13 protein-coding genes and 1 other annotated feature are annotated in these 16,804 nt (G+C 37.5%); all 13 genes read left to right on the forward strand.

Annotated elements, in window-relative coordinates; all coding sequences use genetic code 11:
- Nucleotides 1-83 precede the first annotated feature (83 nt).
- The 13 genes from hemA (at nt 84) to radC (ending at nt 15,493) form a co-directional block, all read left to right on the forward strand.
- Nucleotides 84-1,415, forward strand: a complete 1,332-nt coding sequence (hemA, locus tag MHH66_RS04420) for a glutamyl-tRNA reductase (RefSeq protein WP_002015353.1) — start codon at nt 84-86, stop codon at nt 1,413-1,415.
- A gap of 17 nt (nt 1,416-1,432) precedes the next feature.
- On the forward strand, nt 1,433-2,266 hold the full coding sequence (locus MHH66_RS04425) for a cytochrome c biogenesis protein (protein WP_002015354.1): 834 nt from the start codon (nt 1,433-1,435) through the stop codon (nt 2,264-2,266).
- A gap of 15 nt (nt 2,267-2,281) precedes the next feature.
- Nucleotides 2,282-3,211 carry a hydroxymethylbilane synthase gene (gene hemC, locus MHH66_RS04430; protein WP_002034194.1) on the forward strand — a complete coding sequence of 310 codons (930 nt, stop codon included), beginning with the start codon at nt 2,282-2,284 and terminating at the stop codon, nt 3,209-3,211.
- A 2-nt stretch (nt 3,212-3,213) separates the two neighbouring features.
- Complete coding sequence (gene hemD, locus MHH66_RS04435; protein WP_063218779.1) at nt 3,214-3,966, forward strand: uroporphyrinogen-III synthase; 753 nt, start codon at nt 3,214-3,216, stop codon at nt 3,964-3,966.
- Between the two features lie 20 nt (nt 3,967-3,986).
- Nucleotides 3,987-4,976, forward strand: coding sequence for a porphobilinogen synthase (gene hemB, locus MHH66_RS04440; RefSeq protein ID WP_002015358.1), 990 nt, complete (start codon nt 3,987-3,989; stop codon nt 4,974-4,976).
- Entirely contained in the window at nt 4,976-6,265 is a 1,290-nt protein-coding gene (gene hemL, locus MHH66_RS04445; RefSeq protein WP_002034163.1) for a glutamate-1-semialdehyde 2,1-aminomutase, read from the forward strand. Before hemB ends, hemL begins: the two co-directional genes overlap by 1 nt.
- A 79-nt stretch (nt 6,266-6,344) precedes the next feature.
- The gene (gene spoVID / locus MHH66_RS04450) at nt 6,345-7,352 is read left to right on the forward strand and encodes a stage VI sporulation protein D (RefSeq protein WP_170969887.1); all 1,008 of its coding nucleotides are present in this window, start codon (nt 6,345-6,347) and stop codon (nt 7,350-7,352) included.
- Nucleotides 7,353-7,424: 72 nt separating this feature from the next.
- Nucleotides 7,425-8,450: a spore coat protein YsxE gene (gene ysxE / locus MHH66_RS04455; RefSeq protein WP_012261764.1), complete on the forward strand. Its 1,026-nt coding sequence runs from the start codon at nt 7,425-7,427 to the stop codon at nt 8,448-8,450.
- A gap of 134 nt (nt 8,451-8,584) precedes the next feature.
- Nucleotides 8,585-8,816: a binding site (T-box leader), on the forward strand.
- A gap of 38 nt (nt 8,817-8,854) precedes the next feature.
- Nucleotides 8,855-11,500, forward strand: a complete 2,646-nt coding sequence (locus tag MHH66_RS04460) for a valine--tRNA ligase (RefSeq protein WP_078184474.1) — start codon at nt 8,855-8,857, stop codon at nt 11,498-11,500.
- A gap of 94 nt (nt 11,501-11,594) precedes the next feature.
- Nucleotides 11,595-12,896: a bifunctional folylpolyglutamate synthase/dihydrofolate synthase gene (locus MHH66_RS04465; protein WP_078184473.1), complete on the forward strand. Its 1,302-nt coding sequence runs from the start codon at nt 11,595-11,597 to the stop codon at nt 12,894-12,896.
- 164 nt (nt 12,897-13,060) lie between these two features.
- Entirely contained in the window at nt 13,061-14,023 is a 963-nt protein-coding gene (locus MHH66_RS04470) for a hypothetical protein (protein WP_063218775.1), read from the forward strand.
- 217 nt (nt 14,024-14,240) lie between these two features.
- On the forward strand, nt 14,241-14,816 hold the full coding sequence (locus tag MHH66_RS04475) for a Maf family protein (RefSeq protein WP_012261761.1): 576 nt from the start codon (nt 14,241-14,243) through the stop codon (nt 14,814-14,816).
- 50 nt (nt 14,817-14,866) lie between these two features.
- Complete coding sequence (gene radC, locus MHH66_RS04480) at nt 14,867-15,493, forward strand: DNA repair protein RadC (RefSeq protein ID WP_078184472.1); 627 nt, start codon at nt 14,867-14,869, stop codon at nt 15,491-15,493.
- Nucleotides 15,494-16,804 lie beyond the last annotated feature (1,311 nt).

The following is a 16,804-nucleotide window of genomic DNA, read 5'->3' on the forward strand; positions in this document are numbered from 1 at the left end:
CACACGATTGTCAGATTCATAAGAGGAAAGTTGTATTATGATAGTAGATAAAGTGATAAAACGGGTGAAGGGGGACATGCTGCGTGCATATTCTTGTTGTTAGTGTAAATTATCGAACAGCCCCTGTAGAATTTCGTGAGAAACTCACATTTCAGGCAGCAGAGCTAGAGCAAGCAATGACTATATTACAAAACCAAAAGAGCGTGCTAGAAAATGTCATTGTATCAACTTGTAATCGCACTGAGATTTACGCTGTTGTCGATCAATTACACACGGGACGGTATTACATTAAGAAGTTTTTAGCTGATTGGTTTCAGCTTGAAATAGAAGAAGTCGCACCATACTTGTCTATTTTTGAACAAGATGGCGCAATAGATCATTTATTCCGCGTAACGTGCGGTTTGGATTCTATGGTTGTTGGAGAGACGCAAATTTTAGGTCAAATAAAAGATAGCTTTTTAGAAGCACAACAAGTAAAAGCGACAGGTACAATTTTTAATGAGTTGTTTAAGCAAGTGGTTACGTTAGCAAAACGTGCGCACTCAGAAACAACGATTGGTGAAAGTGCGATGTCTGTTAGTTATGCTGCTGTTGAGCTCGGAAAGAAAATATTTGGCGATTTAACAGATTGTCATGTACTTATTCTTGGTGCGGGTAAGATGGGTGAACTTGCACTGCAAAACTTATACGGAAGTGGAGCTCGTAAAGTAACGGTTATGAATAGGACGCTTACGAAAGCGGAAGTGATGGCTGAGAAATATATGGGACATGCAAAGCCTTTAAGTGAATTGCAATGTGCATTATTAGAAGCGGATATTTTAATTAGTTCAACGGGTGCATCAGAATATGTCATTACGAAAGAAATGATGACAAAAGTAGAGAGAATGCGCTCTGGTCGTCCGTTATTTATGGTTGATATTGCAGTACCACGTGATATTGATCCGGCGATTGATGAATTAGAAGGCTCTTTCTTATATGATATCGACGATCTGCAAGGTGTAGTTGAAGCAAACCGTGCTGAACGTTTAAAAGAAGCAGAGAAAATTCAATTTATGATTGAAGAAGAAATGGTTTTATTTAAAACGTGGTTAAGTACGCTTGGTGTTGTACCGTTAATATCAGCTCTTCGTGATAAAGCGCTAGCAATTCAAAGTGATACGATGGAAAGTCTTGAGCGAAAAATACCAAACCTTAGTGATCGTGAGAAAAAAGTAATTAGTAAACATACGAAAAGTATTATTAACCAATTGTTAAAAGACCCAATTTTAGTAGCTAAAGAATTAGCTGTTGAAGAGGGAGCTGGCGAAAAATTAGCTTTATTTGCGAAGATTTTTGATTTAGAAGTGGAAGAAGCGGGAAATACGGAAGAAGTAGAACATAAAAGAGCGTGGACACCATCCGTTCCATCTTTATAACTTGGAAGGATGATCGGATGAGTTTTTTAAATAACAGTATTATTTATCATATTGCAATTATTTTATATGCTTGTAGCATTAGTTTATATTTTATAGATTATTTCCAAAGTAACCGAAAGGCGAACCGCTTTGCTTTTTGGTTACTTTCGATTGTATGGGTTCTGCAGTCTATCTTTATGTTGCTTAGGGCTACAGATTCAGAAACGAATCCTATTTTAACTTTATTATCAGGGATTTATTTTTATGTTTGGTTATTGATTACGATGTCATTAGTCATTAATCGATTTATGCGTATTGACTTTTTAGTCTTTTTTACAAATGTTGTAGCATTTGGCGTAAGCGCTTTTTCTATTTTTACACCGCTCGGGAAGATGTCGCCAGTACTTGCAGAGCAATTAGTTTCAGAACTTGTATACGTGCATGTCGGTATGGCGATTATTTCTTATGCAACGTTTACTGTATCGTTTATTTTTTCTATTATGTATTTATTGCAATACCGACTATTAAAAAAGAAAAAGTGGAATGCGAGATTAAGAAGATTAGGAAATTTGCCGAAGCTTGAATCTATGTCTTACGGATTAAATTTATTTTCTGTTCCGTTTTTCTTATTAGCAATTATATTAGGATGCATATGGGGATATACAAAATTGGATAATTTCCATTGGTATGATACGAAAGTAATTGGGTCTTTTGTCGTTCTATTTGTATATTGCGTGGGCTTATATTTACGAGCAGCAGATGTGTTGCAAGGTAAGAAAATTGTGCAGTGGAATATCGGGGCATTTCTCGTAATGCTAGTTAACATTTTTCTATTAAGCAGTTTATCTAATTTCCACTTTTGGTATTTATAATGAGGAGAGAGAATTATGCGCAAAATTATTGTAGGTTCACGAAAGAGTAAACTAGCATTAACACAAACTAATTGGTTTATTGATCAATTAAAAGCGCTTGGTTTACCATATGAATTTGAAGTGAAAGAAATCGTCACAAAAGGTGATGTTATTTTAGATGTTACTCTTTCAAAAGTAGGCGGAAAAGGTTTATTTGTAAAGGAAATTGAACATGCGTTACTTACGAAAGAAATTGATATGGCTGTACATAGTATGAAAGATATGCCAGCTGTACTTCCAGATGGATTAACGATTGGTTGTACGCCAAAGCGCGTTGACCCTCGTGATGCTTTTATTTCTAAAAACGGAGAATCGTTTAAAGACTTAGCAGAAGGCGCGATCTTAGGAACGAGTAGTTTGAGACGTAGTGCACAACTACTAGCTGCGAGACCAGATTTACAAGTGAAATGGATTCGCGGGAATATCGATACACGCTTACGTAAGTTAAAAGATGAAGATTACGATGCAATTATTTTAGCGACAGCTGGATTACAGAGAATGGGCTGGGACGGAGAAGTTATTACAGAACATTTAGATGAAACGTTATGTGTACCAGCCGTAGGACAAGGTGCATTAGCGATTGAATGTCGTGAGGATGATACGGATTTACTTCAGTTGTTAGCGCATATTAATGATGCAGTAACAGAAAGAACAGTGGCTGCTGAACGAGTATTTCTTCATAAACTTGAAGGTGGATGCCAAGTTCCAATCGCTGGATATGCAACTCTTAAAGAAAATGATGCAATCGAATTAACAGCGCTTGTCGGTTCTATGGACGGTTCTGTTTTATTGAAAGAGATAGTAGTAGGTAATGATCCGAAGCAAGTTGGATTAGAGGCTGCGGACCGTTTAATTAAACAAGGAGCAAAAGAGCTCATCCTTGCTGCAAATAAGGAGCAACAATAAATATGAACGCTCTCGCTGGCAAAACAGTATTGATTACACGTGCCCAGCACCAAGCGAAACAAATGAGTGTAGCAGTGAAAGAAAGGAGCGGAATTCCATTGGAAATTCCGCTTTTGCGTATGGAAGGTACGTCTCATAGGCAAATTCAACATATAGCAGGGCAGCTACATTCGTATGACTGGGTTATTTTCACGAGTAAAAATGGTGTAGCTTTTTTTCTAGATGGTTTAGAAACAAAAATACCATTAACTATTAAAATTGCTGCGGTAGGCGTGAAAACAAAATTAGAGTTAGAAAAAAGGGGCTATCAAGTTCATTTTGTTCCGACCTCGTTTGTTGCAGAAACATTTGCCGAAGAGTTTCTAAAAGAGTTAAGTGGAAACGAGCGTATTTTATTTCCGAAAGGGAATTTAGCAAGAGATGTAATCCCGGTTAAACTTAGGGAGTTTGGTGTTTTTCTAGATGAGTTAATTGTATATGGTACGAAGGTGAATGTAGAGAAAAAACAAGAACTTATAACAGCATTGAAATTAGGGGAAGTAAATATTATTACATTTACGAGCCCTTCAACTGTTGATAGTTTTGTTCGTTTACTTGAGGGTACAAACTGGAGAGAATGGACGAAAAAATGTACAATTGCTTGTATAGGGCCTATTACGGAAAAAGAGGCGAACCTCTATTTTCCACATGTTATTGTGCCAAAAGAGTACACTGTAGAAGCATTACTACAATGCATTTGTGAATCTATAAAATAAAAGAATGGGGATAGAAATCTATGAATTCTTTACAATTTAATCGTCATCGTCGTTTAAGACAAAGCGGGGGCATGCGTGCGCTTGTACGTGAAACATTTTTACATACAGAAGATTTTATTTACCCTATTTTTGTATTAGAAGGAGAAAATACTCGTAATGAAGTTCCTTCTATGCCAGGCGTATATCAAATGTCTTTGGATTTATTGCAAGCTGAAATGCAAGAGGTCGTTGATTTAGGTATTCGTTCTGTTATTGTATTTGGTTTACCTGCTGAAAAGGACGAAGTTGGATCATCGGCATATTGTGAGCATGGAATTGTACAGCGTGCAATTAAGCAAATTAAAGATGAGTTCCCAGAGCTAGTAGTAGTTGCAGATACATGTTTATGTCAATTCACAAGCCATGGTCATTGCGGTGTTATTGAAGATGGCGTTATTTTAAATGATGAGTCTCTTGCAGCTCTTGCAAAAACAGCTGTAAGTCAAGCGAAAGCAGGGGCAGACATTATTGCACCATCTAACATGATGGACGGATTTGTAACAGCAATTCGCCATGCATTAGATGAAAATGGTTTCGCGCACGTACCAGTTATGTCGTACGCTGTGAAATATTCATCAGCATTTTACGGACCGTTCCGTGATGCAGCACACGGTGCACCGCAGTTTGGTGACCGTAAAACATATCAAATGGACCCAGCGAACCGTATGGAAGCATTCCGTGAAGCAGAATCAGATGTAATGGAAGGGGCCGACTTCTTAATTGTAAAGCCAGCTCTTTCTTATCTAGATATCGTTCGTGATGTGAAAAATAACTTTAACTTACCAGTCGTTGCTTATAACGTAAGTGGTGAATATTCGATGATTAAAGCAGCAGCACAAAATGGTTGGATTAATGAAAAAGAAGTTGTACTTGAGAAATTAATTAGCATGAAACGTGCAGGAGCAGACTTGATTATTACGTATCATGCAAAAGATGCAGCAAGATGGTTACAAGAAGGAGGCGCTAAATAATGAAAAAATTTGATAAGTCGATTGCGGCGTTTGAAGAGGCTCAAAATTTAATGCCTGGAGGCGTAAACAGCCCTGTTCGTGCTTTTAAGTCTGTTGGTATGAATCCGCTGTTTATGGAGCGCGGAAAAGGCTCTAAAGTATATGATATCGATGGGAATGAATACATCGATTACGTATTATCGTGGGGACCTTTAATTCATGGTCATGCGAATGATCGTGTTGTTGAGGCTTTAAAAGCTGTTGCTGAAAAAGGAACAAGCTTTGGTGCACCAACAGAAATTGAAAATAAATTAGCGCAGCTTGTTATCGAGCGTGTACCATCAATTGAGATTGTGCGTATGGTTAACTCTGGAACAGAGGCGACAATGAGTGCACTACGTTTAGCTCGTGGTTACACTGGACGTAACAAAATTTTGAAATTCATTGGTTGTTATCACGGTCATGGTGATTCTTTATTGATTAAAGCAGGTTCGGGTGTAGCAACGCTAGGTTTACCAGATAGCCCTGGTGTACCAGAAGGTGTAGCGAAAAATACGATTACAGTAGCGTATAACGATTTAGAAAGTGTAAAATATGCTTTCGAACAATTCGGTGATGACATCGCTTGTATAATTGTAGAACCAGTGGCAGGGAATATGGGCGTTGTTCCCCCGCAACCAGGGTTTTTAGAAGGACTTCGTGAAGTGACAGAGCAAAACGGTGCACTACTTATTTTTGATGAAGTAATGACAGGATTCCGTGTTGCTTATAATTGTGGACAAGGTTACTACGGTGTAACTCCTGACTTAACTTGTTTAGGTAAAGTAATCGGTGGTGGCTTGCCGGTAGGAGCATACGGTGGGAAGGCAGAGATTATGCGTCAAGTTGCACCAAGCGGACCGATTTACCAAGCTGGAACATTATCGGGTAATCCACTTGCAATGACAGCAGGTTATGAAACGTTAGTGCAGTTAACGCCAGAATCATATGTGGAATTTGAGCGTAAAGCAGAAATGTTAGAGGCTGGACTACGTAAGGCAGCTGAAAAGCATAATATCCCGCATCACATTAATCGTGCAGGTTCTATGATTGGTATTTTCTTTACAGATGAGCAAGTTATTAATTATGATGCAGCAAAATCTTCAAACTTAGAATTCTTTGCAGCTTACTATCGTGAAATGGTAGAACAAGGTGTATTTTTACCACCTTCTCAATTTGAAGGTTTATTCTTATCGACAGCACATAGTGATGCAGATATTGAGGCGACAATTGCGGCGGCCGAAATTGCAATGTCAAAATTAAAAGCATAATTTCTTAGAGAAAATCGCTTTCCATTAGGGGAGCGATTTTTTTTATTCATAAAGTAGCCTTAGGGAACATAAATCTGTAATGACATATAGTTTGGGAGGGGGAAAAGAAGTGGCAACAGATCATTCATTACGATTTTCATTAAAAGAATCTGTTTGGTTCCAGAAGGGACAGGAAGTCGAAGAACTTTTGTCAATTTCGTTAGATCCAGACGTTGAGATAGAGGAGCTCGATCATGAAGTTATCGTGAGGGGGCAATTAGATTTAACGGGAGAGTACGTTGCAAGGCAAGATGATTCAGCTTATTCATTAAGAGAGCTATCACCAGCAAAGGCAATTGATTATGTAGAAACAAGGGCAGACGGGGTTAATGAGCTTGTCCATTCCTTTCCGCTCGAAATATCAATTCCAAGAAATCGAGTGAAAGTAATTGAAGAATTATATGTATCAATCGAGGAATTTGATTATGAATTAAAGGAAAATGGTTGCTTACAACTATTAGCGGATATATCTATTACAGGTTTATGTGACGAAGAAAGAACCGAGGATGAAGAGGAAGAGACGGTGTATGCCGAGTTGGAAGCTGATTCAGCTGAAGAAGATGAAAGTAGACCTGCACCGCACGAAGAGGTACCAGCCTATAAAGAATCAGATGGATGGGAAGATTATGCATTTGAGCCGTTTCAGTTAGAAGAAAGAAAAGAGCAAGAAATAGAAGAAGAGGAATTAGAAGAACATGAACTTGTGGAGCGTGAAGAGGAGCAAGAAAAGACGCCACAATTTGAATTGTTCGGGCGGAAAAATTTCAAGAAAGAAAAAGCGAAAAAGCAGGAAGAGCCAGAGGAAGAAGCATATTCACAGCGAGATGAAAATGCACTTTATTTAACGAAATTATTTACGAAAGAACCAGAAGAAGAATTTACGAAGGTAAGAATGTACTTCGTACAAGAAGGAGATACAATTGAATCGGTTGCAGAACGTTATGAAACGACTGTACAAAGCTTATATCGTGTAAATCAATCAGAAGATATATATTTAACTACAGGGCAAATTATATATATTCCTGTTTCAAAAGCAACAGTGAAATAAGTGAGTGAGTTTTTTCACTCACCTCTTTTCTTTTCCTAGAAGCTATGTTTTGAATAAGAAAGGGTTATTCGTATGGATATTGAATTACGAAATCGCTATGAACCCATTGTGAGGCAATATAGATTGGACACTCAGCATATGGAAGAGCACGGAAGTGTAATGAAAATTTATACGAATCAAGGTCCGTATGCGTTAAAGAAAATACAAGATAGAAAATTAGAGCGGAATAATTTTTTACACCATATTCAATATTTGAAGGAGAAAGGTTTTTCGAATTATGTACCTATCTATCACACGACGGACGGGAATTATGTTTTAAGTGATGGGGCATATAGCTATTATTTAATGCCTTGGTTAGAACGTGCGGAAGGAAATGGCGAAGATAATGATCAATACCATAAGATGTTTCAAACGCTCGGGACGTTGCATCAAAAAACGGTGAAAGAGGAGACTTATACAGAAGAAGATTTAGAAAAACATTATACAAATATATCCGGCCGTTGGGAAAATGATGGTGAGATATTAGAAGAGTTTCTTGTAGAATCAGAAGCGAAGTGGTATATGTCTCCATTTGAATTACAATATTGTACGTATTATCACCACGTTATGAGAGCACGTGAGTTCGCAACGAAACAATTAAGTGAATGGCATGATGCAATGAAAGAAAAGGAAAAAACACGTACTACTTTCGTTCATGGAAATGTATCGCTTAATCACTTTTTATTTGATTATGAACGAAACGGTTATTTTATTAGTTTAGAAAAGTCTCAGTTTGCTACACCGGTACAGGATATCGTCAGCTTTTATTCAAGGTCCTTGAACACATATCCAATTGCACGGAGCGACCGCTTTGAATGGTATCAAATGTATCAAAAAAATTTTCCATTTACGAAAGAGGAGCAGCTTCTTATGTTTGCGTATATGACGTACCCGTCGCATTTTATTCGGCAAATTCAGTCGTATACGAAAAGAAGAAAGAGTCGTAATGAAGAAAATGAGCTTCGCGGGGTAAAAATTCTGCAGCAATCGCATTGGCTCATTAGTAATACAGAATATTTTCTTTCGCAATTACAAGCTGCCCAGCAAGGGAACGGATAAAGAAGATAAGTAGGGAGAACCCTGCTTATCTTTTTTTATTAGTTTCATAAAGAGATAAAAGCCGTAGTTTCAAATTTATCTTGACGAATAAGGTTTCGTTTTTTACACTATTGTATATAATAATTAACAATCACATAAATGCATTGAAGGGGAAGAGTATAACATGAAACGTCTTCAGAGAGGGGAACCATTGGCTGGGAGGTTCTCTAGATAGTTATGTTAGAAGGTAGCCCTGGAGCATCTTTTCTGAACGGAATGATTCTTATTAGGAAAAGACGGATTTGTCCGTTATCAAATTAAGAGTATAAGCAAATTCTGAATTTGTTTGTAAATAAAGGTGGTACCGCGATGTCCCTCGTCCTTTTTTGGATGAGGGGCATTTTTTATTTTAAGGAGGGAAAATAATGTCAAATACGGAAAATAATTTACCAACTAAATATGATCATATGTCCGTTGAAGAAGGCCTTTACAAGTGGTGGCTTGAAGGCAAATATTTCGAAGCAACAGGAGATGAGAAGAAACAACCATATACAATTGTAATTCCACCTCCGAACGTAACTGGTAAGTTACACTTAGGTCACGCTTGGGATACGACGCTTCAAGATATTTTAACTCGTACAAAGCGTATGCAAGGTTACGATGTATTATGGCTTCCAGGAATGGACCATGCTGGTATCGCAACGCAAGCGAAAGTAGAAGGAAAACTTCGTGAAGAAGGTATTTCACGTTACGATCTTGGTCGTGAGAAATTCCTTGAAAAAGCTTGGGAATGGAAAGAAGAATACGCTTCTCACATTCGTCAACAATGGGGGAAAGTTGGTTTAGGACTAGACTATTCTCGTGAACGCTTCACATTAGACGAAGGTTTATCTAACGCTGTTAATAAAGTATTCGTTCAATTATATGAAAAAGACTTAATTTACCGCGGTGAGTATATCATCAACTGGGATCCAGCAACACGCACAGCTCTTTCTGATATTGAAGTAATTCATAAAGAAGTTCAAGGTGCATTCTACCATATGAACTATCCGTTAACAGACGGTTCTGGTCACATTCGCCTTGCAACTACTCGTCCAGAAACAATGCTTGGTGATACAGCGGTAGCAGTTCATCCAGAAGATGATCGCTACAAACATTTAATCGGAAAAACAGTTACACTTCCAATCGTAGGCCGAGAGATTCCGATTATTGCTGATGAATACGTAGAAAAAGACTTCGGAACAGGCGTTGTGAAAATTACACCAGCTCATGACCCGAATGACTTTGAAGTAGGTAACCGTCATGACTTACCACGTATTTTAGTAATGAACGAAGATGGAACGATGAACGAAAAAGCTGGTAAGTATAACGGTATGGATCGTTTCGAATGCCGTAAAGAGTTAGTGAAAGACTTACAAGAAGCTGGCGTATTAGTAGAAATCGAGCCTCATATGCACTCAGTAGGTCATAGTGAGCGTAGCGGTGCAGTTGTTGAGCCTTATTTATCAACACAATGGTTCGTAAAAATGGCTCCACTTGCAGAAAAAGCGGTAGAACTTCAACAAAAAGAAGAAGAAAAAGTAACGTTCGTACCAGAGCGTTTTGAAAACACATACTTACGCTGGATGGAAAACATTCATGACTGGTGTATTTCTCGTCAATTATGGTGGGGACACCGCATTCCAGCTTGGTATCATAAAGAAACTGGTGAAGTATACGTAGGTACAGAAGCGCCAGCAGATCTTGAAAACTGGAATCAAGATAATGACGTGCTTGATACATGGTTCAGTTCAGCATTATGGCCATTCTCAACACTTGGCTGGCCGAATGAAGATGCAGCAGACTTTAAAAAGTTCTATTCAACAGATGCTTTAGTAACTGGTTATGACATCATCTTCTTCTGGGTATCTCGTATGATTTTCCAAGGTTTAGAGTTTACAGGAGAGCGTCCATTTAAAGATGTATTAATTCACGGTTTAGTTCGTGATGAGCAAGGACGTAAAATGAGTAAATCTCTTGGTAACGGTATTGATCCGATGGATGTTATCGAGAAGTACGGTGCAGATGCGATGCGTTACTTCTTATCAACAGGAAGTGCACCAGGTCAAGATTTACGTTTCAGCATGGAAAAAGTAGAATCTACTTGGAACTTCATTAATAAAATTTGGAACGCATCACGTTTCGTATTAATGAACATGGATGACATGAAGTATGAAGAAATCGATTTAACTGGTGAAAAATCAGTTGCAGATAAGTGGATTTTAACTCGCTTAAACGAAACAATCGAAAGTGTAACACGTAACATGGATAAATATGAGTTCGGTGAAGCTGGTCGTTCATTATACAACTTCATTTGGGATGATTTCTGTGACTGGTACATTGAGATGGCGAAACTTCCACTATACGGTGAAGATGAAGCAGCTAAGAAAACAACTCGTTCGATTTTAGCTTACGTATTAGACCGAACGATGCGTCTATTACATCCATTCATGCCATTTGTAACAGAGAAAATTTGGCAACATTTACCGCATGAAGGCGAGTCTATTACAGTAGCAGCATGGCCAACAGTTCGCGAAGATTTACAAGATAAAGAAGCGGCAGCAGAAATGCACCTTCTAGTTGATATCATTCGCTCTGTTCGTAACATCCGTGCGGAAGTAAATACGCCAATGAGCAAAAAAGTTCAAATGCAAATTAAAGCAAAAGACGAGGTAGTACTAGCTCAGCTTACGAAAAACAGCTCTTACATTGAGCGTTTCTGTAACCCAAGTGAACTAACAATTAAGATTGATTTACAAGCGCCAGAAAAAGCGATGACTGCAATCGTATCAGGTGCAGAGTTATTCTTACCGTTAGCTGATCTTATCAATCTTGATGAAGAGAAAGCGCGTCTTGAAAAAGAACTTGAGAAGTTCGATAAAGAAGTAGAACGTGTACAGAAGAAACTTTCAAACCAAGGATTCGTAGCGAAAGCTCCTGCAGAAGTTATTGACGGAGAGCGTGCGAAAGAGCAAGATTACCTAGAAAAACGCGAAGCGGTTCGTCAACGTCTAGCGGATCTTGAGAAATAAAAATGTTTTTCAGAGACTCACTATATTGGTGAGTCTCTTTGCTTTGCGTATAATAGAATTAAGAAGTTTGTCTTTTGAAAGGGGAATAGCAAACGTGATACATACATACGAAGAAGCGATAAACTGGATTCATAGCCGATTGAAATTTGGGATAAAACCAGGACTAGAAAGAATGCAATGGATGTTAGAAGAACTCGGAAATCCAGAGCGTCATATAAAATGTGTTCATCTAGCCGGCACAAATGGAAAAGGTTCAACTTTAACATACATGCGCTACATGTTAGAAGGTGCGAAATATAAAGTAGGATCGTTTACATCGCCTTACATAGAAACATTCAATGAACGTATTAGTGTAAACGGAATACCGATTGCAGATGAAGAGATTGCGGAACTTGTAAATATGGTAAAGCCAGTCGTTGAAAAATTAGATGAGACGGACTTAGGAGAAGCGACTGAGTTTGAAATCATTACAGTAATGGCAATTTATTATTTCGGTAAAGTTAATTTCTGTGATGTTGCTTTATTTGAAACGGGGCTTGGGGGAAGATTTGATTCTACAAATGTTATTCATCCGGTTCTCACGATTATTACGAATATCGGCCACGATCATATGCATATTTTAGGCAATACACTAGGAGAAATTGCATATGAAAAGGCAGGGATTATTAAGTCTGGTGTTCCAGTTATTACTGGTGTGAAAAATGAAGAAGCATTGCAAGTAATTCAAAAGGTTGCTAAGGAAAACCATGCAAGCTTATATGAACTTGGAAAACAGTTTACAACATTACATAAACATTCTAATGAAGATGGGGAACATTTTGATTTTGATTGTCCATTTGCCTCGTTTGAAAATGTTCGAATTTCAATGAAAGGTATTCATCAAGTAGGCAATGCAGCGCTAGCGCTTATGGCAGTAATGTATTTAAAAACATATTTATCATTTTTAATTAATGAAGAGGAGATGAAAGCTGGCTTACAAGAAGCCTACTGGATTGGTCGATTTGAAAAGTTACAAAGTAATCCAGATATTATAATAGATGGTGCTCATAATCCAGAAGGTATTGAAAGTCTTGTAAAAACAGTAGAGGCACATTATAAAAAGAAGAATGTAATAGTTTTATTTACTGCTCTTGGTGACAAACAGTTACATAACATGGTAGGGCAATTAGAAAAAGTTGCTGATGAAATAATATTTACGACGTTTGCCTTTGATCGTGCCATTTCTGCTGACAAGCTTGCATCGTATTCGCAACAAGAGTCAAAATTAGTTTTTGAAGATTGGAAAGAGGCAATTGATACAAAGGTTGACATGATAGGAGAACATGATGTTTTTATCATAACAGGTTCTTTGTATTTCATTTCCGAAGTTAGAAAATATATTCGCGAGAAAAACTAGATAGTCTTTGCTATCTAGTTTTTTGTTCTACAAATGAAGTCAAATGCATACATATAAGATAATAATATAGGGTTATTTGACGAATTCCTCTGACAAATATCTCGTTTTTTTGTGGAATGAATATGATATGATGCGGACAATGACAAGAGGTGAGGTGTGAGTGTATGGACAAGCAATCACGAACGATCTCGGTGAAAGTAAATGGAACAGAGGCGAAGTATGAGGAACAAAAGAAGGATGAGTTTGACTGGATGGTAGCAGAAAGTGAGAGACCGAAAAATGTCGTTCCGTTTCAAAAAGCGAAATCAGTATCTATGGAAAAATATCGAAAGAAGTGGAGCAATACAATAATCGCAATCGTTGCAACTGCAATAATTATTGGTACTGCATTTGGGATGGGTATGATTCATTTATTAACTGGACAAGGGACGACAGGAGAAGGTAAGGTAACGGCTTCGAAGCAGACGGGTAATGAGGAACAAAAGGTGGGTGGAACGGCAGAACAAACACCAACACCGAAAGAGGAAAAACCAAAAGCACAGGTAGGAACGTCATTAGACCCAATGAAACTATTTTTCGTTCAAGGAGGGCTTTATTCCTCTGAAGAAAAAGGACAGGCTGCTATTGAAGAGTGGAAAAGTAATGGGGGCGTGGCTACTTTGAAACCGAGTGGTGATAAGTATGCGTTAGTTGTTGCTATTACGAGCGATGAACAGGCTGTTAATCAATTAATAGATCAGTATAAGCAAGATGGTGTTTCAGTTTTGAAAAAAAATTGGGATATTACAGATAAAGCATTGCTCAAAAATGATAAAGAAGTAGGAATGTTTTTAGCGAAAGTGCAGCCATTATATACTCATTTAGCAAAATATGTGTCCAGCGTACAAACTAGTGGAAAAAGTAATCCAAAAGATATAGAAGCGATTCAAAAAGAGTGGAAAGCTATGGAAAAGGAAGGGAAGAGTATGAAGCGTGAAGATGCGAAGAAGCTTTATACGTATACGTCAATAGCGGTGCAAACGATTAAGGAAGGGAAGAACGATAAGGAATCTATAGCTAAATTAAATCAAGTTATTATTGATGGATTACTTTCGTACGAAAAAATGGTTTCACAAAAAGTAAAATAATAAGATAATGATGAAGGGGAAAGAAGTACATATACTTCTTTCTTTTCTTTTGAATTTAGAGCAAAGTGCTTTCTGTATGGGCAGCATATAATCGTATTTAAAAAGAACTATTATTTTGTTTAGAGAAAATGATATTTCTAGAATTTGTGGGGAAACTATTCCTTTGATACGATTGATTTGAATTATTCTGCTTCATGCGAGAAGGGAAGGAGAAAATATGAGGAAAATTATTTTAGCTTCAGGATCACCTAGGAGGAAGGAACTGCTTGAATTAGCTGATGTGCCATTTGAAATCGTTGTTAGTGAAGTAGAAGAGACGATTGGTGCATATTCATCACCTTCTGATATTGTTATGTCGCTTGCTTTGCAAAAAGCATCTGCTGTGGCAGAAAACCATAGTAATCAAGTTGTACTAGGTGCAGATACAATTGTTACATATGATTCGCGTATTCTTGGAAAGCCGTCTAATGAGGCTGAGGCGAAAGAAATGTTACGATTATTATCGGGGAAAACACACGAAGTATACACAGGTGTTGCAATTATATCGAAAGAAAAAACGGTAACTTTTTATGAACGTACAGAAGTAACATTTTGGGGATTAACAGAAGAGGAAATAGACGTATACGTTGCATCGAAGGAACCACTTGATAAAGCAGGGAGCTATGGAATTCAAGGTAAAGGGTCTATTTTTGTTCAACATATTCAAGGGGACTACTACAGTGTAGTTGGCTTGCCAATTGCGCGTCTTGTCCGTGAATTAAAACAGTTTGATAGCGATGTAACCCATGCGTAAAATTGCATGGGGTTTTCTTTAGGAGAAATCGTAAAAAAAGGGGTGGAGAGATGAACGGTATTCGTGATGTTGTGAGAGAAGAACAGCCACGGGAGCGTTTATTGTTAGAAGGAGCAGGAAGTTTATCGAATCGAGAACTTCTTGCAGTTTTACTCAGAACGGGTTCTAAAGAAGAAACAGTGTTAACGTTATCAGATAATATTCTACATCATTTTGACGGCTTACGAATGTTAAAGGATGCAACGTTAGAAGAGATGATGAGCATTCATGGTGTTGGGATTGCAAAGGCGTCGCAGCTTATGGCTGCTTTTGAATTAGGTAGAAGAATGGTACGTTTAGAATATCAAAATAGATATAGTATTCGAAGTCCAGAAGATTGTGCGAGTTATATGATGGAAGAGATGCGTTTTTTGCAACAGGAGCATTTTGTTTGTTTATATTTGAATACGAAAAATCAAGTTATACATAGGCAAACTATTTTTATTGGAAGTTTAAATACGTCGATTGTGCACCCAAGGGAAGTTTTTAAAGAAGCGTTCCGTCGGGCAGCAGCCTCTATTATATGTCTTCATAACCATCCCTCAGGAGATCCGGCGCCGAGCCGTGAAGATATTGAAGTTACAAAACGATTAGTAGAATGTGGTCGAATTATCGGAATTGAAATGTTGTTATCCTAATAAAAAATATAGGGCGAAATTATATTAGCAGTGAAAATAATTATGTATCTCACTTTTGCCCTATCTTAATTTAAAATATGAGCTGCGTATATATCTGTTGTGTGGTTAAGTTGATTATATTGATTTAAATGGTTTTTTTAATTAATAAATGTATTAAATCGTGAAGCTTTAATTTTAGGTATACATAGTGAAGGGTAGGGGAATGAAGATTACTATCGGAGGGTACACTGGCTATTTTTTATTTTTGTATGAATGAAGGGGGGAGAATTATAGACTTGTCAGTTTTATTTTGATGTCTTATTTCTAGACGAGGTTAGCGAATTAAAAGTGTTGAAGTAGCAGAAGAGTTTGCGCTCTTCTTTCAGCGGTTAAGTTTGAGACATGAATATATAATTGGGAAAGTTAAACGTATGTTTGTTTGGAAGAGAAGTTAAATAATATATAATTTAAAATTAGGTTTTAGGATGATTTTCTAATAATAAGTAATTCATGTAACTCACTTCATTTTGTAGATGATGAAGACAAATTAGAGATATGTATACTGGAAGGTTATAAAGCGGCTTGGGAAATAGATGTAGTTCTATTAGTAACCTTGTCTAAAGAATACAACGTAGATATAAAAATTTATATTTTTGGGCGTGGTATGGAATTTAATCAAGATGTTGAAATTTATAAGGGCGAAATTATTAAGAACGTAGAGATTGAATTTGATGATTACATGTGGGAATGTATCAATCCTAATATAGGCGGATGACAATCAAACAAAAGCTTTATTTGCGCGACACGTTTCCTTATAGGTGTGTGTATACGAAATAGGAGGGTTATCAATTTGATAGCAACAACTGATTGGCTGAAAGTAGGAATGAAAGCCGTCAGGTTGAGCTGAAACTACTTATCTGATACTCCTACATGCAAGGCGTGATAGTAGTCATAAATTGTATGAAGCTAGGTGAAGTCGGCTGAACAAAACCTAAGTGAGAAATCATATGGTGATGGATAGGCCGGGATGCTACAAAATATCTATGGTGAGAATGTCCAAAAAGGACTGACGAACATGCGAATGTATGGGTCTAAACGCTTAATACATTAGAAATGTGTATGTCGTCAATGACGACGTTATCTACCGAAAAGTAAGATTGAATAATATGAACTTCGGAACATCTAACGATGAGGATGTAAAGATAACAGGCTTACAGCAAGCACCTAAGAATACATGTATAGCTAAGTCAATCGGAACGTGGTAAGCAAGAAACTGTCGCAAACGCCTACTAGCAGACAGGTGCATATAAGGTTCTAACGAACCGAAATTGC

Origin of the sequence: Bacillus sp. FSL H8-0492, from assembly GCF_038006145.1 — a bacterium.
GTDB classification, from domain to species: domain Bacteria; phylum Bacillota; class Bacilli; order Bacillales; family Bacillaceae_G; genus Bacillus_A; species Bacillus_A mycoides.